Here is a 19,908-nt window from a genome sequence, read left to right as displayed (position 1 = left end):
TAATCCGACCTTAAGCGCCCGGGCCTAGGCTGGAAGCTGACCATCCTGGGGGATGGTCACCGCTCTTGCCGAGGCCGGCCCGGAGCGGTACAACCGCTCCACCGCCTGGGAAAAACCGATGAGAATACTGCTGGCCGAAGACGACATGTTGCTGGGCGACGGCATCCGCGCCGGCCTGGCGCTGGAAGGCGATACCGTCGATTGGGTGACCGATGGCCAGGCCGCCCAGGCGGCGCTGGAAACCGATCCCTTCGATCTGGTGGTGCTCGACATCGGCCTGCCCCGCCGCTCGGGACTCGAAGTCCTGGCCGCCCTGCGCAAGCGCGGCGACGCCACCCCGGTGCTGATCCTCACCGCCCGCGACAAGGTCACCGACCGGGTCACCGGGCTGGATACCGGCGCCGACGACTACCTGACCAAGCCCTTCGACCTCGACGAACTGCTGGCCCGGGTGCGTGCCCTCACCCGCCGCAGCGCGGGTCGGGCGCTGCCCCAGCTGGAGCACAACGATCTGCGGGTAGATCCGGCCACCCACCGGGTGACCCTGGCCGGCCAGCCAGTCGAACTGGCGCCGCGCGAATACGCTCTGCTGCGCCTGCTGCTGGAAAACATGGGCAAGGTGCTCTCGCGCAATCGCCTGGAGCAGGCGCTCTACGGCTGGGATGGCGACGTCGAGAGCAATGCCATCGAGGTCCATATCCATCACCTCAGACGCAAGCTCGGCAGCAGCCTGATCCGAACCGTGCGCGGCATCGGCTACGGCATCGACCAACCCGAGCGGCCGGCGCCGTGAGCGACGGCCCGGCCATCTCGCTGCGGCGGCGCCTGCTGACGCTGCTGCTGTGCGGGATCTTTGCCTGCTGGCTGATCGCCGCTCTGGTGACCTACCAACTGGTGCTGCGCCAGGTGAATCGCCTGGCGGACGAAGACATGCTCGACTTCGGTTCCGCAGCGCTGCACCTGGCCACCCTCGGCGCCGGCAGCGATCACAGCCTGCCGCCCGCGGCGCGTGCCCTGGAGCGCAGCCGCACGGCCATCGCCGACTTGCCGCTGTTCAAGCGGCGCAACGCCTTGGGCTATCTGCTACAGGCCGGTGACCAGCGCCTCGGCACCCCGGCGCCACCTGCCGGCCTGGCCGAGCAGCCGCCCGGTTTCAGCAATCTGCTGGCCGAAGGGCAGCACTGGCGCGTGCTGCGCCTGAGCAGCGGCGATGGACGCATCTGGATCTACGAAAACCTGGCCGATCGACGCGGTGCCACCAATCTGCTGCTGCTCGGCTCACTGTTTCCTCTGGCGCTGGCCCTGCCGGTGCTGGCCGCACTCATCTGGTTCGGCGTCACCCGCGGTCTCGAACCGCTGCGCCAGCTGGCCGCGCAGATCAAGCAGCGTTCCGCCCAGCGCCTGGAGCCCCTGGCACTGAACCGGGTCCCCTTGGAAGCGGCGGTGCTGGTCGAAGAGATCAACGCCCTGCTGCAACGCCTGGACGGCGCCCTGGAAGCCGAGCGCCGGCTGACCAGCGACGCCGCCCACGAGATCCGCACGCCCCTCGCCAGTCTGCTGACCCACACCCAGGTCGCCCTGAGATCCAGCGATCCCCAGGCCCACGCCCGGGGCCTGGTGCAGGTGCGCCGCAGCGCCGAACGCATCAGCCAGCTGATGGAGCAGATCCTGCTCCTGGCCCGCCTGGACAGTGGCGCCCTGCAGGAGCAGTTCGTCCCCGTCCACCTCGGTCGCCTGGCGGCGGACACCCTTTCGGAACTCGCGCCGCTGGCCATCGAAAAGCACATCGACCTGGTGCTGGAGGATCAGGAGGTCAAGCTGTCCGGCATTCCCACCTGGTTGGGGGTGCTGCTCACCAACCTGGTGGGCAATGCCATCCGCTACACCCCCAGCGGTGGCCAGGTGCTGGTGCGGGTCGTCGAGGATGTGCCCGGGCGGGTTCGGATTGATGTCTGCGACAGCGGACCCGGCGTCACCCCGGAAGAGCGGGCGATGATATTCACCCGCTTCTATCGCAGCGAGAGCGCCGGTCAGAACGTCGGCAGCGGCCTGGGCCTGCCCATCGTCAAACGCATCGTCGAAATCCATGGCGGCAGTCTGCACCTGGGCGAAGGCCTGCAAGGACGCGGGCTAGGGGTGTACGTCGAGCTGCCGGGCCTGGCCTGATCCAGCCGCCTACGACCAAGGCGATCTTTTACCCGGGCCGGCCTAGGGCTTACAGTGCAGGGCTTCGCCACCAGCGAAGGCAGTCCTGCCCTCTGGAGAGCCCGGCCCATGTCCATGATCCTGTACCACACTCCCGCCTCGCCCTTCGGTCGTAAAGTCGTGGTGATGCTCCACGAGACGGACCTGATCGAGCAGGTCGAAGTGGAAATCGTCCAGCAGACGCCGCTCAACCCCAATCGCGACGTTCTCGATACCAATCCGGCCGGCAAGATTCCCGCCCTGCGCCTGGCCGATGGCACCTGCCTGCACGACAGTCGCGTCATCCTCGACTATCTGGACACCCTGCACGAGCGCACCCCGCTGATCCCTCGCCAGGGCCCGGAGCGCTGGCGCCGCCTGACCCTGGCCTCGCTGTGCGACGCCATGATGGAAGCCGCGGTGCAGATCCGCTACGAGAGCTTCATGCGCCCGCCGGGCATGCAATGGAAACTCTGGCTGGACAACCAGCAGGAAAAGATCGCCCGGGCGCTGGACTACTTCGAGCGCGAGGCCATCCAGGAACTGGACGGCGAATTCGACGTGGCCAGCCTGGGCATGGCCTGCCTGCTCGGCTATCTGGACTTCCGCATCCCCACCTTTGCCTGGCGCAGCGACTGTCCGCGCATTGCCGCCTGGTATGCCCGCACCGACGAACGCCCGTCGCTGCAGGCGACCCGCCCCTGAGCCGGCGCTAGGCCTGCTGCCAGAGCCGCTGCAGATTGCGAAAGCCCCACTCCTCCGGATCCTCGCGCCGCAGGATGCGTTCGTTGGCGGGGGGCCGGGCGAGATCCAGCAGTCGCTGCGGCAGGGGTGTGCGCGAGCGAGCGGAAAAGAACACCCGCACCCGCGGCGTCAGCAGGCTGTCCGGGTGCTGCTCGACCACCACCGCCAGCTGCTCGTTGCTCAGCCGCACCAGGGAGCCGATCGGATAGATGCCCAGCGTCTTGACGAAGGCCTGGAACACCTGGGGATCGAAATGCCCCTGCCATTCCGCCATGCGCCGAATCGCTTCCGCCGGACTCCAGGCGGTCTTGTAGGGACGGGTCGAGGAAATGGCGTCATAGACGTCGCAGACCGCGGCGATGCGCGACAGCAGACTGATCTGCGTCCCGGCCAGGCCACGGGGATAGCCAGTGCCATCGAATTTCTCGTGATGGTGCAGACAGACGTCGATCACCTCCGCGGCCGCGCCCCACTGCTGCAGCAGGGCGACGCCCTCCTCGGGGTGCCGCTGCATCACGGCGAATTCCGCGTCGGTCAGCTTGCCTGGCTTGTTCAGTACCTCCAGAGGGGTACGCATCTTGCCCACGTCGTGCAGCAGGCCAGCCTGGCCGGCGAGCTGCACCTGCTCCGCCGGCAGCTCCATCTGCCGCGCCACCGCCGTCATCAGGGCGCAGACCGACACCGAATGGATGTAGGTATACTCGTCAGCCGTGCGCAGCCGCGTCAGACTGATCAGCGCCGTGGGATGCCGCAGCACCGACGCCGATATCTGCTCGACCACGGTCGCCACCTCGCTCAGCTCGATGGCCTGGCCCAGGCGCACGTCCTGGAACAGTCGCGCCACCTCCTGCTTGGCATGGGCGCTCACGGCGGAAGCCTGGGCCATTTCCTGGGGACAACTGATGGCAGTGCCTGGGGCGCTGGTCGCGAAGGTGGTGGGCGTAGGCCGGGCTGGCGCGACGGCGGGTTCAGGAGGCGTGACCGGAGCTACGGGCATCGCGCGCTCGGCCGGGGGCTGGCAATCCCGCCCCTTGGCGATATCGATCCACACGGCGGTCACGGCGCTGTCCTGGATCTTCTGCAGATCGCGCGGCTCCTGGAGCAGGAAGCGCGCCTTCCAGAACGGATGATCGATCCAGCTGCCTTCGAATCTGTGGATGTACATGCCGAGGCAGACCTCGGCACTGGTAACCTTCTTGAGCATGGCGTTCACTTCGCAGCTGATCGGCAGCAGCCATCCAGAAGCAAATGATCGCAAAATGCCAGGCCGCGCTAAAGACTATCGCCCTAAGTTCCAGACGAGAGAATCCATGCACCTCCTGACCGGTATCGCCGTCTCCCTGCTGCTCCTGCTGAATACCCTGGTCATGATCGGTCCGCTGCTGGCATTCGCCTTGATCAAGCTGCTGCCCAGCGTGGCGCTGCGCGATGTCTGCTCCCGGGTAGTCACGGCCATCGCCGAGACCTGGGCCGAGATCAACAAGGTCATCTTCGCCCGGCTCACCCCTACCGTCTGGGACATCCGTGGCACCGAGGTGCTCAGCCGAGACAGCTCCTACCTGGTCATCTGCAACCACCAGTCCTGGGTCGACATCCCCGCCCTGATCGAAACCTTCAACGGCAAGGTGCCCTACTTCAAGTTCTTCCTGAAGAAGGAACTCATCTGGGTGCCCTTCCTGGGTCTGGCCTGGTGGGCGCTGGACTACCCCTTCATGAAGAGATACAGCCGCGCCCAGCTGGCGCGCCGCCCGGAGCTCAAGGGCGCGGACCTGGTCATCACCCGCCGCGCCTGCGAGAAATTCCGTCGCCAGCCGGTGACCATCGTCAACTACCTGGAAGGCACCCGCTTCACCGCCGCCAAGCATGCCGAGCAGCATTCGCCCTATCGCCACCTGCTCAAACCCAAGGCCGGTGGCATGGCCTTCGTCCTCGCCGCCATGGGCGAGCAGCTGGACACCCTGCTGGACGTCACCCTGGTCTATCCGGACGGTCGCGTGCCCGGCTTCTGGGACCTGCTCTGCGGACGGGTCAAACGCGTTATCATCGATATCCGCGCGCGCCCTCTGGATCCGGCGCGCTGGGCGGGCGACTACAGCGAAGACGCGGAATTTCGCGCCGACTTCCAGCAATGGGTCAGCCAGCTCTGGGCAGAAAAGGACCAACGGATCGAGGCGCTACTGGATTCCCGCTCGCATTGAATCAGCGGGGCACCCTGCCGCCTGCCGACAGTCAGAGTGCGGGTAGTCGGCTGTCTCGACAAGGACCCCTCAATGCCCACCCCGACGCTCGATACCACCACGACCCGCTGGCTTCCCTGGCTGATCGCCGTCGCCTTCTTCATGCAGTCGTTGGACGCGACCATCGTCAACACCGCCCTGCCGCGCATGGCCGCCGACCTCGGCGAGAATCCCCTGCGCATGCAGGGGGTGGTGATCGCCTACCTGCTCACCGTCGCGCTGTTGATTCCTGCCTCGGGCTGGATTTCCGATCGTTTCGGCAGTCGCCGCGTCTTCTTTACCGCCATCGCCCTCTTCACCTTTGGCTCGCTGCTCTGCGCCCTGGCGCCCAGCCTCAACCTGCTGATCGCCGCCCGGGTAATCCAGGGCCTCGGCGGTTCGCTGATGCTGCCCGTGGGGCGGCTGGTGATCCTGCGCGTCTATCCGCGCAGCGAACTGGTGCGCATCCTCAGCTTCATCACCATTCCCGGCCTGATCGGCCCCCTGGCGGGCCCGGCGATGGGCGGCTGGCTGGTGGAGGCCGTGTCCTGGCACTGGATCTTCCTGATCAACCTGCCGGTGGGCATCCTCGGCTGTCTGGCCACCCGCCGCCTGCTGCCGGACCTGCGCAGCCCTCTGCCACAGCGCTTCGATGGCCTGGGCTTTCTGCTGTTCGGCGCCTCCATGATCCTCATCAGCATCGCCCTGGAAGGCCTTGGCGAACTGCACCTGCCCCATGTGCGCGTGGTATTGCTGCTGATGGGTGGTATGGCCTGCATGGTCGCCTACTGGCTGCGCGCCCTGCATCACGACCAGCCGCTGTTTTCCGCCGAGCTGTTTCGTATCCGCAGCTTTGCCGTGGGCATCTTCGGCAATCTCTTCGCCCGTCTCGGCAGCGGCGCCCTGCCCTTTCTTATCCCGCTGCTGTTCCAGGTCGGCCTCGGCTATTCGCCGACCCAGGCCGGTCTGCTAATGATGCCCCTGGCCTTGTCGGCGATGCTGGCCAAGCCCATCGCCGGTCCGCTGATCGGCCGTCTCGGCTATCGGCGCCTGCTGGTGGGCAATACCCTGCTGCTGGGCTGCCTGATCGCCAGTCTCGCCCTGATCGGCCCTGCCACCCCCTTCGTCTGGCTGCTGATCCACCTGGGCATTCTCGGCGCGGTTAACTCCATGCAGTTCACCGCCATGAACACCATCACCCTCATCGACCTGCACGACCAGCAGGCCGCCAGCGGCAACAGCCTGCTGTCGGTGGTGATGCAACTGGCCATGAGCTTTGGCGTCGCCTGCGCCGCGGCGTTGCTGGGCGGCTTCCAGGACGACTATGGCGACACCGAGGTGCTGTCCGCCTTCCGCGCGACGTTCTTGAGCGTCGGAGCCCTGTCGATGCTGGCGGCGGCGATCTTCCTGCAGGCCTCCCGCGAAACCGGTCGCCGAATCAAGCCCCTGGCCGCCGAGCCGGAAAAGAGCGCGCAGAACGTGGAGTGACGCGGCCGCCAGGCCGATCGAATCGGCAGAAACGAAAAACCCCGGCCTGGCCGGGGTTTTTCGTGAGCTTCGGGCGACGTCAGGTGTCAGATGACCTGTACGCGCTCTGCCTGCATGCCCTTCTGGCCTTGCACGACTTCGAAGCTGACCTTCTGGCCTTCAGCCAGGGTCTTGAAACCAGTGCCTTCGATGGCGCGGAAGTGCACGAACACGTCCGGACCGCTTTCGGGAGTAATGAAGCCGTAGCCTTTGGTTTCGTTGAACCACTTGACGGTGCCGTTCTGACGATTCGACATGACGGGTGTTGCTCCTTGGAATAACGGGTTTGTTATTGACACGTGCTGGCGCGGCAGTGCGTTGCATAGACCAAACGCCTGGTACTGAGTTGCAAGGAGTAACAAGAATCGAGCAGCAAGGGGTGGACGAAGAGCCTACCGCCTCAGGTCACGATCGACGGCGACCCAAGCAAACACAGTTCTCGAACTCTACGCCATATTTTTCTGGAAAGCGATTACCCTCCGGAGGCCGAATTCGTTTTGGACAAAGCGCGTTTTACGCCGCTTCGAAAGGCACCGACAAGCCTGTTTTCGACCGCCTGGGCAGCACCCCGGAATCACCGCCACGCCTGCCTTTGCGCTTCCCGCCACAGCTGTCGAAGGGCACGAGATCCACTGCCCCGACCGTGAAATCCCCCTGCAAGGAATACCGATGAACCTTACCCCTGTGGAACTGCTGATCAGCGATTGCGATGGCGTACTGGTCGACAGCGAAATCCTCGCCGAACGCGTCGTCCTCGACGGTCTGGCCGCCCACGCACCGCGTGACGAACTCGAAGCCCTGCTGCACGGCACCTTCGGCCTGACCACCCGGGACATCTTCGCCCTGGTCGAACAGCGCTTCGGCATCACCCTGCCGCCCACGCTGTTCAGCGAGCTGCGCGCCCAGGCCGAGACCCTGATCGCCAGCAGCGTCGAACCCATTCCCGGGGTGAAACGTGCCCTGGAAAGCATTGATCTACCGTTGGCGGTGGCCTCCAACAGCCTCAGGCACAGCGTTGAATCCTCGGTGCGCCGGGCGGACCTGGTGGATCGGGTGGCGGGCCATGTCTTCAGCGCCGACATGGTGGCCCAGCCCAAGCCGGCACCGGATGTCTACCTGCTCGCGGCCAAGACCCTGGGCGTCGCGCCAGAGCGCTGCCTGGTGATCGAAGACAGCGCCACCGGCGCGCGTGCGGCCCTGGCCGCCGGGATGCGGGTCATCGGCTTCACCGGTGCCAGCCACATTCCGCCGAACCACGGCGACACCCTGAGCGCCCTGGGCGTGACCGCCCTGATCGCCCACATGGATGAACTGCCCGCGACCGTCGCCCGCCTCCGCGCCGCCGCCACCGACGGGCAATGAAAAAGGGGCCCGCAGGGCCCCTTCGCTTTTCGCCGCAGCGGAATCAGGACAGGACCGCCCCCACCGCCTTGGGCAGCGCCATCGGTGCCAGGTCGGCAGCCGTGTTCCAGGCCGGCTCGCTCAGCTGGGTTTCCAGCAGCTGGCGATGGATCGCCTCGCGATGCTGTTGCAGGACGATGTCCAGGGCGCGGCTGGGCGCCAGTTCGACGTCGTCGAAGGTGACGATCTGGCCGGGTTCCATGGCGCGCTTGAGCACGCTGTGCTTGAGCAGACCGATCGGCAGGTGATCCGGGCACTCGGCGATCTTCACCGCTTCGCCGCGCACGCTGTAGCCACCGATGCCGCGCTCGATGATGTCGCCAGCCGCCATGGGCTTCTTCATGATGGCGGCCACGCTCAGGGTCGGCGTGGTGGAGTTGTTGAGCAGGATCTTGCCACCGGCGATGACGCGACGCAGGGTCTTGCCGACTTCCAGGGAGCAGAGGTGGAAGGGGCGTACCAGCACATAGTACGGACCCTTGCCCAGTTTGAAGTATTCGATGGCGCCGGCCTGGTCTTCGTCATGGCGACCGACGACGAAGACGCCACCGGCGGAATAGCCGCTCGGGATCACGTAGTCGACGATGGGCGTGCCCAGCTGCTCGGCCATCTGCGCCAGGATGTTCGCGCTGTCCTGCAGATTGGTCGAATTCAGGCCTTCCAGACCCTGGCGGGTGATGGTGGCGCCATAGTTGTTGCCGACCACCACCTGCTCGATCTGCACCTTGGTGCCATCGGTGAAGGAGGTGGTCTGATCGACGCTGGTGCCCTGGCGCGCGGACCAGTAGGCCATGTCTTCCGGGGTCGGGTTGTGGTTCAGATAGCCCTTCATGTTGCCGTAGACCAGCGGCTTGAAGCCCATCTGCACCGCTTCTTCGTGCAGCGCCGCCAGCGAACCCGGCTGGTCGCCCTCGGCCTCGGTCAGGAATCCCTTGCCCGCCAGATAGGAACCCGTCGTCACCTGCAGCTCGGCATTGATGGTGACTACCTTGATGCCGGCCTCGAAGGCGCGCTCGATGATCTCGGTGCCATGGTAGGGATCACCGCTGCACTCCACCAGCAGGTCGCAATGATCGATGAGATCCGCCACCGACTGGGTGAGCGCCTCGGTCAGCGGATAGTCGGTAACCGTGGCGATGGGCCGGCGGGTCAGCACGCGGGTCACGGTCATGTCGTCATAGTGACGACTGATGAGCCGGGCCAGGCAGCGCGAGATCATGCCGGTACCGACGATGCCGATACGGGTGACAGGGGATTGGGAGGACATAGGATCGATTCCTTTCAAAGAGAATGTCGGTAGCGAGCAAAGCCACCATGCGAAGTGCCGATCCCAACGACGTGTCCGATCTCTTGCAAATGGAAAAACCACTTCCATCAGAAATTCTTTGACTGGGATCAATCTTTCCGTGCGACTCGAAGCCAAAGCAAAAATTCATGACTTCGTAACAGATAGCGATCAATGGCTGCAGATCGCCATCTTTTTCCTTGCCGTCCAGTGACGGCCGTTCAACTCGTCGGTTCTGCGCGCTCCGCACCGTCAGCACCGCGCGCCCAATAGCCGCGGCGGAACAGGTCACGTTCGCCCAAGACCAGCAACAGCAGTAGAAGGCCCAGCATCGCCACGCTGATGCTGACGATCAGCTCCAGCAGGCCGACAGGCTTGGGCAACAGCACACTCAGCAGGGCCACGGCGCAGCCGGCGCCCAACCAACGCAGCAGCAGCGACAGGTGCAGCCCGGCGAGGGAATGACGATAGAGTGCCAGCGCCATGAACACGGCCTGCAGGAAGGCGCCGGTGGTAAAGGAATAGGCCAGCCCCTGGGCGCCGAACGGCTGATAGAGCGCGGCATCCAGGGCCACGGTGATGAAGGAACTGGCCAGGGTGGCATAGAGGAAGGTCTTGGCGCGCTGCTGGGACAGCAGGGCCCGGCCCCATAGCAGGGCCAAGCCCATCCAGGGCAGGCCGAGGGCATAGGCCACCACCAGGGTCGCGGTCGCCGCGCTCTGCTCGGCGCCAAAGGCTCCGCGCTCCAGCAGCACCTTGACCACCGGCTCCGAATAGCTGAACAGCACCACGGCGGCCGGCACCAGGAACAGCAGGGTGCCGAGCAGCGCCTTGCGCATCAGCGCGCTGTACTTGTCCGCATTGCCCTCGTTCCAGCTGCGGGTCAGCTCGGGAAAGATCATCGCCAGGATGGACAGCGCATAGAGCGTCAGCGGAATGGTCACGATGCGGTAGGAGAAGGACAGCATGGTGATATTGCCCTCGGCCAGCAGCGAGGCGAAGAAGCGCTCCGCCAGCATGCAGCCCTGCTGGGCGCCGGCGGCGAGCAGCACCGGCGCGAAGGTCACGGCGAAGGGACTGCCCTCGGGCTTCTCGAAGGCGACCGAGCGCTGGCTGAGATAGCCCAGCCGCCGGTGCTGGATGACGATCAGCAGCACCTGGGGCAGCAGCATGCCGGTGAACAGCGCGATGCCACTCGGCTGCAGGATGACGATGGCCAGGATGGCGCCCAGATTGAGCATCAGGGTGCGGGTCATCGGCAGGATGAAGATGCGATCCAGGTTGAGCAGCGCGCCCTGGCAATAGAGGATGGCCTGCACGCAGATCAGCAGGGTGCCGACGGCGAAGACCAGCTTGCCGGTCTCGACCTGCTCATCGCTCCAGCCCGGAGCCAGGGCATGCATCAGCCAGGGACTGGCGAGGACACCGATCACCGACAGCAACAGGCCGAACAGGCCGATGCGCCAGTACAGCCAGCGGCCGACCTGCTCGTACTGGGCGTTGCAGCGGTCACGGATGCGTTGCAGATAGGGAATCATGGCATCGCGCAGGGCGAGACCGAAGAAGCTCTCGAAGAACACCGGCAGGATGAGGGCGACAAAGATCAGGTCGGCTTCCCAGCTCACGCCGAATTGCCGGGCGATCAACAGGTCGCGCAGGAATCCCAGCAGGAAGCTGGCGACGGTGATGGCCAGGATGATCAGGGTCGAACTCACGCCCGCACCTCGGTCGACCCTGGCAGGCCACGTGCGGCAATAAGCGGACGGATAAAGATGGCAGGCATGGGCGGTCTCGTTCCGTGAGCCGGAGGTGATCCGGATAAAGGCGGGCAGAGCTGCCCGTTTGGTCCAGACTCAAAGACCAGCTTCCGCGCTTAAGTTTCCCGAGGCAATTCAAGAGACATGCAGAAATGTCGAACGATTGGCAAATTGCCATGACGGGTTGGGCACTGACCGCCGAGCGGTAGCCCTTGCAATCGGGCGGCAAGCCAACTACTGTATATATAACCAGATACAGAATACGAGGTGACGCATGGCCGTCGAAGTGTTGTATCGCAGCAGCCGAGATCCGGAGCGCCTGTTCATGGATAAAGCCGAAGCCGATCGTCACGATAAAATGTTGGAGCTGGCCGAGTCGCTCGCCAGTGTGCTGGACAAGGCCGTCCCCGGTCTTGCCGAAAAGCAGTGCGAAGACCTGGGGCTGTTCATGGCCCGCAATCGCGAAGTCTTTGCCCGGGCGTTTCGCAACCAGCCGGATGCGCTGGGCGAGTTGGACCTGCCCAGCTAGCGAGAGGCGCTGCCCCTCGGGTAGCCTGGGAAGAGATCTGAGCCGGAGAAAGCCTCTTGTCCCTTCCCATCATCTTCGATACCGATCCTGGCGTGGACGACGCCCAGGCCATCGCCCTGCTGTTTGCCGATCCCGCCTTCGAGGTGATCGGCCTGACCACGACCTTCGGCAACGTGCCGGTCAGCACGGCGACCCGTAACGCCCTGCTGCTCACCGAGCTGGCGGGCCGGGACACGCCCGTCGCCGCCGGTGTTGCCGAACCCTTGGTCAAGCCGGCCGGTAACCATGCCCTGCATGTGCATGGCCAGGATGGCCTGGGCAATCAGCAGCTCCCCGCGCCACGCCAGGTGCCCCACGCCCTGGACGCCGCACGCTTCATCGTCGAGCAGACCCGCCTGCGACCGGGTGAGATCACCCTGGTGGCGGTCGGGCCGCTGGGTAACCTGGCCCTCGCCCTGGCGCTGGATCCCACGGTTGCCGAGCGCGTCCGCGAGGTGGTGGTGATGGGCGGCGCCATCGTCGAGCCGGGCAACGTCACGCCGGTGGCCGAAGCCAACATCTTTTCCGACCCCCATGCCGCGGCGCGGGTCTTTGCCGCTCCCTGGCCGCTGACTCTGGTTGGCCTGGATGCCACCCACCGCGCCGTGCTCGACCCGCCACGCCTGCAGCGCATCGCCGCTCGTCAGGGCGCCCTGGGTGAGGTACTCGCCCGCAGCTATGACTTCTATGCGGACTTCTACCGCAGCGTGAAGGACATCGACGGCTGCCATCCCCATGACAGCTGCGCCCTCGCCTACCTACGGCGCCCCGAACTGTTCCACACCGCGCGCGGCCATCTCAGCATTGGTACCGAAGGCCTGGCGGAAGGCCAGACCTTCTTCGCGCCCGAGGGTCGCGCCTACCTGGACGGGCGCTGGTCCGGCAATCCGCTGGTAACGGTCTGCCTGGGCATGGACGGCGCAGGCATGGTGACCTGGATGGAAGAAGTCCTGACCGCAACCGAGCGGTAAGGGCCACCGTTCGGACTCCAAGCGATCGACAGGCATAAAAAAAGGCCCCTTGCGGGGCCTTTTCTACGTCCCGGATCAGTTGACCTTGGGATCCAGTTCGCCGCGGGCATAACGCTCGAACATGGCATCCAGAGAGATCGGCTTGATCCTGGAGGCCTGGCCGGCGGTGCCGAAGGCTTCGTAACGGGCGATGCAGACTTCGCGCATGGCGGTCACGGTCTTGGCCAGGTACTTGCGCGGATCGAACTCGCTACGGTTCTTGGCCATGAACTCGCGGATGGCACCCGTGGAGGCCAGACGCAGGTCGGTGTCGATGTTGACCTTGCGGACGCCGTACTTGATGCCTTCGACGATCTCTTCGACCGGCACGCCGTAGGTTTCCTTGATGTCGCCACCGTACTCGTTGATGATCTTCAGCCACTCCTGGGGCACCGAGCTGGAGCCGTGCATGACCAAGTGGGTGTCCGGGATGCGCGCATGGATTTCCTTGATGCGCTGGATCGACAGGGTATCCCCGGTCGGCGGCTTGGTGAACTTGTAGGCGCCGTGGCTGGTGCCGATGGCGATGGCCAGGGCGTCGACCTTGGTGGCCTTGACGAACTGGGCGGCCTCTTCCGGATCGGTCAGCAGCTGGCTGTGATCCAGGGTGCCTTCGGCGCCCACGCCGTCTTCTTCACCGGCCATGCCGGTTTCCAGGCTGCCCAGGCAACCCAGCTCGCCTTCCACGGACACGCCGCAGGCATGGGCGAAGGCCACGGTCTGCTGGGTGACGCGCACGTTGTAGTCGTAGTCGGACGGCGTCTTGCCATCGGCCATCAGCGAGCCGTCCATCATCACCGAGGAGAAGCCCAGCTGGATGGAGCGCTGGCAGATGTCGGGGGTGGTGCCGTGGTCCTGGTGCATGACCACGGGGATGTGCGGGAATTCTTCCACCGCGGCCAGGATCAGGTGCCGCAGGAAGGGAGCGCCGGCATACTTGCGGGCACCGGCGGAGGCCTGAACGATGACCGGCGAATCGGTCTTGTCGGCGGCTTCCATGATGGCGCGCATCTGCTCGAGGTTGTTGACGTTGAAGGCCGGGACGCCATAGCCGAATTCGGCGGCGTGATCCAGCAGCTGACGCATGCTGACGAGTGCCATTGGTGATTATCTCCCTACAAAGGCGGTGGTGGCGCCAGCCTGCATGAGCGGCTGGCAGGGTTCAAGCGGCCGACCCCTGGCCGCTGTGGATTAATCGGTTCAGCTGACATTCGCCGCTTCAAGGCGTCCGGCAGCCGCGGCCGATGAGGTCATTGTTGGCGATCCAGTAGACGAGACCCTGGTCGCCACGAATATGGAAAGCCACCAGCCCATCGGTATAGGACTGGCCATCGGTGGCCGGTTCGCGGTTGAGATGACGGATCAGGCCATCGCCTTCCAGCTTGAGGTCGACGATGGACTGGCTGCGATCCACATAGCGCCAGTCGAAGGCCGCCTTGGAATCGCAGACCCAGTGCGTCCAGCCGCCGGTCTGCGGCGCACCGCGGCCGGCACAGCCGGCCAACAGGGCGAGACCCAGCAGACCGAGGGCGAAGGTACGCCCCTTCACTGGGCGCAGCCGCTGGTGGGACGACCGGCGTTGGCGTTACCGGTGAGCGTATCGACGCGCTCGCCGTTCTGCGCCGTGGGCGTGGCGGCCGCCGCAGGGGGCGGCGCGAACACCGCGCAGGCCTTGTCGGCATTGCCGCCGGCGCAACCGGCCAGCATGAAGACAGCGGAACAGACGAGCAGCGGCGTACGCATGGCGATTACTCCTGGGCGCGTTGCTGGAGGACTTCGACGGCCGGCAGGACCTTACCCTCGACGAATTCGAGGAAGGCGCCGCCACCGGTGGAGATATAGGAGACCTTCTCACCGATGCCGTACTTGTCGATGGCGGCCAGGGTGTCGCCACCGCCGGCAATGGAGAAGGCGTCGCTGTCGGCGATGGCCTGGGCCAGGGTGCGGGTGCCTTCGCCGAACTGGTCGAATTCGAAGACGCCCACCGGACCGTTCCAGAGGATGGTCTTGGCCGACTTCAGCAGGTCGGCGAATTGCTGGGCGCTGACCGGGCCGATGTCGAGGATCATGTCGTCGTCGGCCACGTCGTTGATGGACTTGGTGACGGCTTCGGCGGTCTCGGCGAACTCCTTGGCGACCACCACGTCCACCGGCAACGGCACGCTGACCTTGGCGGCGATGGCCTTGGCAGTGTCCACCAGATCGGCTTCGTACAGCGACTTGCCGACCTTGTAGCCGGCTGCGGCCAGGAAGGTGTTGGCGATGCCGCCGCCGACGATCAGCTGGTCGCAGATCTGCGCCAGGGAATTGAGCACATCCAGCTTGGTGGAGACCTTGGAGCCGGCGACGATGGCGGCCATCGGGCGGGCGGGATTGCCCAGCGCCTTGCCCAGGGCATCCAGCTCGCCAGCCAGCAGCGGACCGGCCGCGGCGACCTTGGCGAACTTGGCCACGCCATGGGTCGAGCCCTCGGCGCGGTGGGCGGTGCCGAAGGCATCCATGACGAAGACGTCGCACAGGGCGGCGTATTGCTTCGCCAGCTCATCGGCGTTCTTTTTCTCGCCCTTGTTGAAGCGCACGTTCTCCAGCAGCACCAGCTGACCCGGCTCGACCTGGACGCCGTCCAGGTAGTCCTTCACCAGCGGTACCTCGCGGCCCAGGGCCTTGCTTAGGTAGGCGGCGACCGGCGCCAGACTGTTCTCTTCGCTGAATTCGCCTTCGGTGGGACGGCCCAGGTGCGAGCAGACGATGACGGCGGCACCCTTCTCCAGAGCCAGCTTGAGGGTCGGCAGGGCGGCGACCAGACGGGCATCGCTCTTGATCTGGCCTTCCTTCACCGGGACGTTGAGGTCTTCGCGAATCAGGACGCGCTTACCCTTCAGATCGAGGTCGCTCATTTTCAACACGGACATACAGGCAATCCCTTAGTTGTGCTTGTTTCAGGTGGGCTTGGCGATGCGCAGCCAATGGCCGGCGACGTCGAGCATGCGGTTGGCGAAGCCCCATTCGTTGTCGAACCAGACCAGCAGATTGACCAGCCGGGGGCCGGAAACGCGGGTCTGGCTGCCATCGACGATGGCGGAATGGGGATCGTGGTTGAAATCGCAGGAGGCGTGGGGCAACTCGGTGTAGTCGATCAGCCCGGCCAGGGGGCCGCTCTGGGCGGCGTCACGCAGCAGGGTGTTGAGCGCCGGCGCGGTGGTGTCCTGGCCGACGATGCAGGTGATGTCCAGGCAGGAGACGTTGACCGTGGGCACACGCACGGCGCGGGCCTGGATGCGCCCGCCGAGCTCCGGCAGCAGCCGTTCGATGCCCCGCGCCAGGCCGGTCGCCACCGGGATGATCGACTGGAACGCTGAACGCGTCCGCCGCAGATCTTCGGCATGGTAGGCGTCGATCACGGGCTGGTCGTTCATGGCCGAGTGGATCGTGGTGATGGAGACGTACTCCAGACCCAGGGTCTCGTGCAAAAGTTTCAGCACCGGGACACTGCAGTTGGTAGTGCAGGAGGCATTCGAGACCAGCGTCTCGTCGCCGCGCAGGCTCAGCTGGTTGACGCCGTAGACCACGGTGGCGTCCACGTCGGTCTCGCTGACCATGGGCTGGGAGAACAGCACCCGCGGCGCGCCAGCGGCCAGAAAGCGCCCGGCCTCGGCGCGAGTGCTGAAAGCACCGGAGCATTCCAGCACCAGATCGACGCCCAGCGCCGCCCAGTCGACCCGCTCGGGTTCGGCCTCGCGGCGGATCTCCAGGGCCTGATCGCCGATGCGCAGTCGCTCGCCGTCCAGCGCCACTCGGCCGGGAAAGCGGCCATGGGTGGAATCGAAGCGGGTGAGGTATTCCAGGCTGGGCCGGTCGGCCAGGTCATTGAGGGCGACGATGGCGAGCTCGGTGGCCGCGCCGCGCTCGTGCAGCGCACGCAACACGCAACGACCGATGCGACCGTAGCCGTTGAGAGCGAGGCGATAGCGAGCGGAACTCATGCGTGAACGGACTCGGGCGCAAGCGAAAGGCCGATTATGCGGCGGTTCGACGACGAATGGGAGTCGCCAGGGTAGCGCACCGGCCTTTCTCACTACAAAAAAGCGCCCTCCTTGGCAGACGCAGAAAAATTCCACCGTCTGGCTTGGGCGCCCTGCGGTATCCGGGTCGGAGCGTTGTCTGCCGTGAACAGATAGAGGTAGCTCCCAGGGAAGCAGGACTACCGGCCGGCCTGCGATGCCCTAGCAGAAACGGTCATCGAAAGCTGATAGAGCAGAGCCATGACCTGGATCAAAAACCCTACTTGTTGTGCTGTAGAAATTGCAAAACACCATATGTAGTATCTGGGCCGAACTTGAGACCCAAGACGAGCTCCAACGAGAAGACCCGTGCCGCCACGGCAAACGCCGGCTGGCGTCAGGCTTTTTCCCTTGAGTTCGCCACACTGAGGACAGGAGTCAACCATGACCATCACCATCTACAGCAAGCCTGCCTGCGTGCAATGCAACGCCACCTATCGCGCCCTGGACCGTCAGGGGATCACCTATGAGGTGGTGGATATCGAGCAGGATGCCCAGGCGCGCCAGACCGTGGAGTCCCTAGGCTATCGCCAGGTGCCGGTGGTGGTGGCCGGTGATGACCACTGGGCCGGTTTCCGCCCGGACAAGCTCGGTCAGCTGGTGGCCTGAGGCCAGGGCCATGGGTGAGCTGCTGTATTTCTCCAGCACCTCGGAGAACACCCACAGATTCGTCGAGAAACTCGGTCTGCCGGCGCGGCGCATCCCTCAGGATCCCGCCGCCGAACCGCTCAAGGCCCGCGAGCCCTACATCCTGGTCTTGCCGACCTATGGCGGCGGCGGCAGCAAGGGCGCGGTACCCAAGCCGGTGATCCACTTTCTCAACGATCCGCACAACCGGGCCCTGATCCGCGGCGTCATCGCCGCCGGCAACACCAACTTCGGCGAGGGCTACTGCCTGGGTGGACGCATCGTCGCCCAGAAATGCGCGGTGCCCCTGCTCTACCAATTCGAATTGCTCGGCACGACGGAGGATGTCGACCGGGTGCGCACGGGAGTGAACGACTTTTGGCAACGTCAGGCCTGACCCCGACCGGCAGCGACGCGGACTATCACGCACTCAATGCCATGCTCAATCTCTATGGCCCCAATGGCGAGCTGCAGCTCGACAAGGACCGCCAGGCGGCGCGGCAGTACTTCCTGCAGCACGTCAACCAGAACACGGTGTTCTTCCATAACCTGGACGAGAAACTCGGCTATCTTGTGGACAAGGGCTACTACGAGGCGGCGGTACTGGAGCAGTACGCCCCGGCCTTCGTGAAGGCGCTGTTCGAGCGCGCCTATGCCTACAAATTCCGCTTCCAGAGCTTTCTCGGCGCCTTCAAGTATTACACCAGCTACACCCTCAAGACCTTCGACGGCCAGCGCTACCTGGAACGCTACGAAGACCGGGTGTGCATGGTCGCCCTGAGTCTGGCGCGCAGTGACGAACGCCTGGCCGAGTCCCTGGTGGACGAGATGATCAGCGGGCGCTTCCAGCCGGCCACCCCGACCTTTCTCAACGCCGGCAAGCGCCAGCGCGGGGAGCTGGTGTCCTGCTTCCTCCTGCGCATCGAAGACAACATGGAGTCCATCGGTCGCGCGGTGAATTCGGCGCTGCAACTCTCCAAGCGTGGCGGTGGCGTGGCCTTCCTGCTGAGCAACGTGCGCGAGGTCGGGGCGCCGATCAAGCGCATCGAGAACCAGTCCTCCGGCATCATCCCGATCATGAAGCTGCTGGAAGACGCCTTCTCCTACGCCAACCAGCTGGGTTCGCGCCAGGGCGCCGGGGCCGTCTACCTCAATGCCCACCACCCGGACATCCTGAGGTTCCTCGACACCAAGCGCGAGAACGCCGACGAGAAGATCCGCATCAAGACCCTATCCCTCGGCGTGGTCATCCCGGACATCACCTTCGAGCTGGCCAAGCGCAACGCCGACATGTATCTGTTCTCGCCCTACGACGTGGAGCGGGTCTATGGCGTGCCCTTCGCCGATATCAGCGTGAGTGACAAGTACGCCGAGATGGTGGCCGATGCGCGCATCCGCAAGCGCAAGATCAACGCCCGGGAATTCTTCCAGACCCTGGCGGAGATCCAGTTCGAGTCCGGCTACCCGTACCTGATGTTCGAAGACACGGTGAATCGCGCCAACCCCATCGCCGGGCGCATCAACATGAGCAACCTCTGCTCGGAGATCCTGCAGGTCAATACCCCCAGCCGCTTCGACGAAAACCTGGGCTACGCGCACACCGGCCAGGACATCTCCTGCAACCTGGGCTCGCTGAACATCGCCCGCAGCATGGATTCACCGGACCTGGGCCGCACCGTGGAAACCGCCATCCGCGGTCTCACCGCGGTTTCGGAGATGAGCGACATCCGCTGCGTACCCTCGGTGGCCGCCGGCAATGCCGCCTCCCACGCCATCGGCCTGGGGCAGATGAACCTGCACGGCTACCTGGCCCGTGAACACATCCACTACGGCTCGGCGGAAGGCCTGGATTTCACCAACCTGTACTTCTACACCGTCACCTACCACGCGGTGCGCGCCTCCAATCGCCTGGCCATCGAACGTGGCCAGAGCTTCCAGGGCTTCGCCGATTCCAAGTACGCCAGCGGTGCCTATTTCGACCAGTACACCGAGGGCGACTTCACCCCGCGTACCCCGCGGGTGGCCGAGTTGTTCGAGGTGGCCGGCATCCGCCTGCCGACCCGCGCCGACTGGCAGGAACTCAAGGCCTCGGTGATGCAGCACGGGCTGTTCAACCGCAACCTCCAGGCCATCCCGCCCACCGGCTCGATCTCCTACATCAACCACTCCACTTCGAGCATTCACCCCATCGTTGCCAAGGTGGAGATCCGCAAGGAAGGCAAGCTGGGCCGCGTCTACTACCCGGCGCCCTACCTGGCCGACGACAACCAGGAGTATTACCAGGACGCCTACGAGATCGGCCCGGAAAAGATCATCGACACCTATGCCGAGGCCACCCGCCATGTCGACCAGGGGCTGTCGCTGACGCTGTTCTTCCGCGACACCGCCACCACCCGCGACATCAACCGGGCGCAGATATACGCCTGGAAGAAAGGCATCAAGACGCTCTATTACATACGCCTGCGCCAGGCCGCCCTGGAAGGCACCGAGGTGCAGGGCTGCGTGTCCTGCAGCCTGTGAGGAAATCG

20 protein-coding genes are annotated in these 19,908 nt (G+C 65.1%); 11 read left to right on the top strand and 9 right to left on the bottom strand.

Going from position 1 to position 19,908, the window contains the following annotated elements; genetic code table 11:
- The first annotated feature begins 118 nt into the window (after window positions 1-118).
- The 3 genes from NRG74_RS19200 (at window position 119) to NRG74_RS19190 (ending at window position 2,889) form a co-directional block, all read left to right on the top strand.
- The gene (locus NRG74_RS19200; protein ID WP_064308173.1) at window positions 119-793 is read left to right on the top strand and encodes a response regulator; all 675 of its coding nucleotides are present in this window, start codon (window positions 119-121) and stop codon (window positions 791-793) included.
- A complete protein-coding gene (locus NRG74_RS19195; protein ID WP_257705071.1) occupies window positions 790-2,166 on the top strand; it encodes a sensor histidine kinase in 1,377 nt (458 codons plus the stop codon). The genes NRG74_RS19200 and NRG74_RS19195 overlap by 4 nt, the downstream gene beginning before the upstream one ends.
- Before the next feature lie 108 nt (window positions 2,167-2,274).
- Window positions 2,275-2,889 carry a glutathione S-transferase family protein gene (locus tag NRG74_RS19190; RefSeq protein ID WP_017639484.1) on the top strand — a complete coding sequence of 205 codons (615 nt, stop codon included), beginning with the start codon at window positions 2,275-2,277 and terminating at the stop codon, window positions 2,887-2,889.
- 7 nt (window positions 2,890-2,896) lie between these two features.
- Here the strand turns inward: NRG74_RS19190 and NRG74_RS19185 are convergent, their stop codons facing one another.
- Entirely contained in the window at window positions 2,897-4,132 is a 1,236-nt protein-coding gene (locus NRG74_RS19185) for an HD-GYP domain-containing protein (protein WP_257705070.1), read from the bottom strand.
- A gap of 106 nt (window positions 4,133-4,238) precedes the next feature.
- Here NRG74_RS19185 and NRG74_RS19180 point away from each other — a divergent pair, with 106 nt between their 5' ends.
- Together NRG74_RS19180 and mdtD are read left to right on the top strand one after the other, a co-directional pair.
- A complete protein-coding gene (locus NRG74_RS19180; protein ID WP_257705069.1) occupies window positions 4,239-5,126 on the top strand; it encodes an acyltransferase in 888 nt (295 codons plus the stop codon).
- Window positions 5,127-5,198: 72 nt separating this feature from the next.
- Complete coding sequence (mdtD, locus tag NRG74_RS19175) at window positions 5,199-6,632, top strand: multidrug transporter subunit MdtD (RefSeq protein ID WP_257705068.1); 1,434 nt, start codon at window positions 5,199-5,201, stop codon at window positions 6,630-6,632.
- 86 nt (window positions 6,633-6,718) lie between these two features.
- Here the strand turns inward: mdtD and NRG74_RS19170 are convergent, their stop codons facing one another.
- Entirely contained in the window at window positions 6,719-6,928 is a 210-nt protein-coding gene (locus NRG74_RS19170; RefSeq protein ID WP_017639480.1) for a cold-shock protein, read from the bottom strand.
- A gap of 412 nt (window positions 6,929-7,340) precedes the next feature.
- Between NRG74_RS19170 and NRG74_RS19165 the strand changes: the two genes are divergently transcribed.
- A complete protein-coding gene (locus tag NRG74_RS19165) occupies window positions 7,341-8,033 on the top strand; it encodes an HAD-IA family hydrolase (RefSeq protein ID WP_017639479.1) in 693 nt (230 codons plus the stop codon).
- 43 nt (window positions 8,034-8,076) lie between these two features.
- Here NRG74_RS19165 and NRG74_RS19160 read toward each other — a convergent pair whose 3' ends face one another.
- Both NRG74_RS19160 and NRG74_RS19155 read right to left on the bottom strand, forming a co-directional pair.
- Entirely contained in the window at window positions 8,077-9,291 is a 1,215-nt protein-coding gene (locus tag NRG74_RS19160; RefSeq protein WP_257706617.1) for an NAD(P)-dependent oxidoreductase, read from the bottom strand.
- Window positions 9,292-9,578: 287 nt separating this feature from the next.
- The gene (locus NRG74_RS19155; protein WP_257705067.1) at window positions 9,579-11,072 is read right to left on the bottom strand and encodes a lipid II flippase MurJ; all 1,494 of its coding nucleotides are present in this window, start codon (window positions 11,070-11,072) and stop codon (window positions 9,579-9,581) included.
- 316 nt (window positions 11,073-11,388) lie between these two features.
- On the opposite strand from NRG74_RS19155, the gene NRG74_RS19150 reads away from it, so the two are divergent.
- Window positions 11,389-11,643, top strand: coding sequence for a YebG family protein (locus NRG74_RS19150; RefSeq protein ID WP_007161283.1), 255 nt, complete (start codon window positions 11,389-11,391; stop codon window positions 11,641-11,643).
- A 56-nt stretch (window positions 11,644-11,699) separates the two neighbouring features.
- On the top strand, window positions 11,700-12,653 hold the full coding sequence (locus NRG74_RS19145; RefSeq protein ID WP_257705066.1) for a nucleoside hydrolase: 954 nt from the start codon (window positions 11,700-11,702) through the stop codon (window positions 12,651-12,653).
- Window positions 12,654-12,728: 75 nt separating this feature from the next.
- Here NRG74_RS19145 and fba read toward each other — a convergent pair whose 3' ends face one another.
- The 5 genes from fba to epd all read right to left on the bottom strand — a co-directional run bounded on the left by fba (window position 12,729) and on the right by epd (window position 16,675).
- Window positions 12,729-13,793 (bottom strand): class II fructose-bisphosphate aldolase, encoded by a 1,065-nt coding sequence (gene fba / locus NRG74_RS19140; protein WP_184289881.1) that lies wholly within the window; start codon window positions 13,791-13,793, stop codon window positions 12,729-12,731.
- A 118-nt stretch (window positions 13,794-13,911) separates the two neighbouring features.
- Window positions 13,912-14,241, bottom strand: a complete 330-nt coding sequence (locus tag NRG74_RS19135) for an MliC family protein (protein ID WP_017639474.1) — start codon at window positions 14,239-14,241, stop codon at window positions 13,912-13,914.
- Window positions 14,238-14,435 carry a hypothetical protein gene (locus tag NRG74_RS19130; protein ID WP_064308165.1) on the bottom strand — a complete coding sequence of 66 codons (198 nt, stop codon included), beginning with the start codon at window positions 14,433-14,435 and terminating at the stop codon, window positions 14,238-14,240. The genes NRG74_RS19135 and NRG74_RS19130 overlap by 4 nt, the downstream gene beginning before the upstream one ends.
- 5 nt (window positions 14,436-14,440) lie before the next feature.
- Window positions 14,441-15,604, bottom strand: coding sequence for a phosphoglycerate kinase (locus tag NRG74_RS19125; protein ID WP_017639472.1), 1,164 nt, complete (start codon window positions 15,602-15,604; stop codon window positions 14,441-14,443).
- A 27-nt stretch (window positions 15,605-15,631) separates the two neighbouring features.
- Window positions 15,632-16,675: an erythrose-4-phosphate dehydrogenase gene (gene epd / locus NRG74_RS19120; RefSeq protein ID WP_257705065.1), complete on the bottom strand. Its 1,044-nt coding sequence runs from the start codon at window positions 16,673-16,675 to the stop codon at window positions 15,632-15,634.
- A 462-nt stretch (window positions 16,676-17,137) separates the two neighbouring features.
- On the opposite strand from epd, the gene nrdH reads away from it, so the two are divergent.
- From nrdH to nrdE, 3 genes are read left to right on the top strand one after another with little or no spacing between them, the layout of a single operon-like run.
- The gene (gene nrdH, locus NRG74_RS19115; RefSeq protein ID WP_017639470.1) at window positions 17,138-17,362 is read left to right on the top strand and encodes a glutaredoxin-like protein NrdH; all 225 of its coding nucleotides are present in this window, start codon (window positions 17,138-17,140) and stop codon (window positions 17,360-17,362) included.
- 10 nt (window positions 17,363-17,372) lie between these two features.
- Window positions 17,373-17,777: a class Ib ribonucleoside-diphosphate reductase assembly flavoprotein NrdI gene (nrdI, locus tag NRG74_RS19110; protein ID WP_027598230.1), complete on the top strand. Its 405-nt coding sequence runs from the start codon at window positions 17,373-17,375 to the stop codon at window positions 17,775-17,777.
- Entirely contained in the window at window positions 17,759-19,900 is a 2,142-nt protein-coding gene (nrdE, locus tag NRG74_RS19105; protein ID WP_257705064.1) for a class 1b ribonucleoside-diphosphate reductase subunit alpha, read from the top strand. Before nrdI ends, nrdE begins: the two co-directional genes overlap by 19 nt.
- Window positions 19,901-19,908: the final 8 nt, after the last annotated feature.

The organism is Pseudomonas oryzihabitans (assembly GCF_024652905.1).
GTDB classification, from domain to species: Bacteria; Pseudomonadota; Gammaproteobacteria; order Pseudomonadales; family Pseudomonadaceae; genus Chryseomonas; species Chryseomonas benzopyrenica.
Note: the sequence above shows the minus strand (reverse complement) of the source record. Positions and strands in the feature narration are given on the sequence as shown.

Coding starts and splice junctions, on each gene's coding strand:
- nrdI (WP_027598230.1), top strand. CDS start 17,373: ATGGGTGAGCTGCTGTATTTCTCCAGCACCTCGGAGAACACCCACAGA.
- NRG74_RS19125 (WP_017639472.1), bottom strand. CDS start 15,604: ATGTCCGTGTTGAAAATGAGCGACCTCGATCTGAAGGGTAAGCGCGTC.
- fba (WP_184289881.1), bottom strand. CDS start 13,793: ATGGCACTCGTCAGCATGCGTCAGCTGCTGGATCACGCCGCCGAATTC.
- NRG74_RS19150 (WP_007161283.1), top strand. CDS start 11,389: ATGGCCGTCGAAGTGTTGTATCGCAGCAGCCGAGATCCGGAGCGCCTG.
- NRG74_RS19200 (WP_064308173.1), top strand. CDS start 119: ATGAGAATACTGCTGGCCGAAGACGACATGTTGCTGGGCGACGGCATC.
- nrdH (WP_017639470.1), top strand. CDS start 17,138: ATGACCATCACCATCTACAGCAAGCCTGCCTGCGTGCAATGCAACGCC.
- NRG74_RS19160 (WP_257706617.1), bottom strand. CDS start 9,291: ATGATCTCGCGCTGCCTGGCCCGGCTCATCAGTCGTCACTATGACGAC.
- NRG74_RS19185 (WP_257705070.1), bottom strand. CDS start 4,132: ATGCTCAAGAAGGTTACCAGTGCCGAGGTCTGCCTCGGCATGTACATC.
- mdtD (WP_257705068.1), top strand. CDS start 5,199: ATGCCCACCCCGACGCTCGATACCACCACGACCCGCTGGCTTCCCTGG.
- NRG74_RS19165 (WP_017639479.1), top strand. CDS start 7,341: ATGAACCTTACCCCTGTGGAACTGCTGATCAGCGATTGCGATGGCGTA.
- NRG74_RS19130 (WP_064308165.1), bottom strand. CDS start 14,435: ATGCGTACGCCGCTGCTCGTCTGTTCCGCTGTCTTCATGCTGGCCGGT.
- NRG74_RS19180 (WP_257705069.1), top strand. CDS start 4,239: ATGCACCTCCTGACCGGTATCGCCGTCTCCCTGCTGCTCCTGCTGAAT.
- NRG74_RS19170 (WP_017639480.1), bottom strand. CDS start 6,928: ATGTCGAATCGTCAGAACGGCACCGTCAAGTGGTTCAACGAAACCAAA.
- epd (WP_257705065.1), bottom strand. CDS start 16,675: ATGAGTTCCGCTCGCTATCGCCTCGCTCTCAACGGCTACGGTCGCATC.
- NRG74_RS19190 (WP_017639484.1), top strand. CDS start 2,275: ATGTCCATGATCCTGTACCACACTCCCGCCTCGCCCTTCGGTCGTAAA.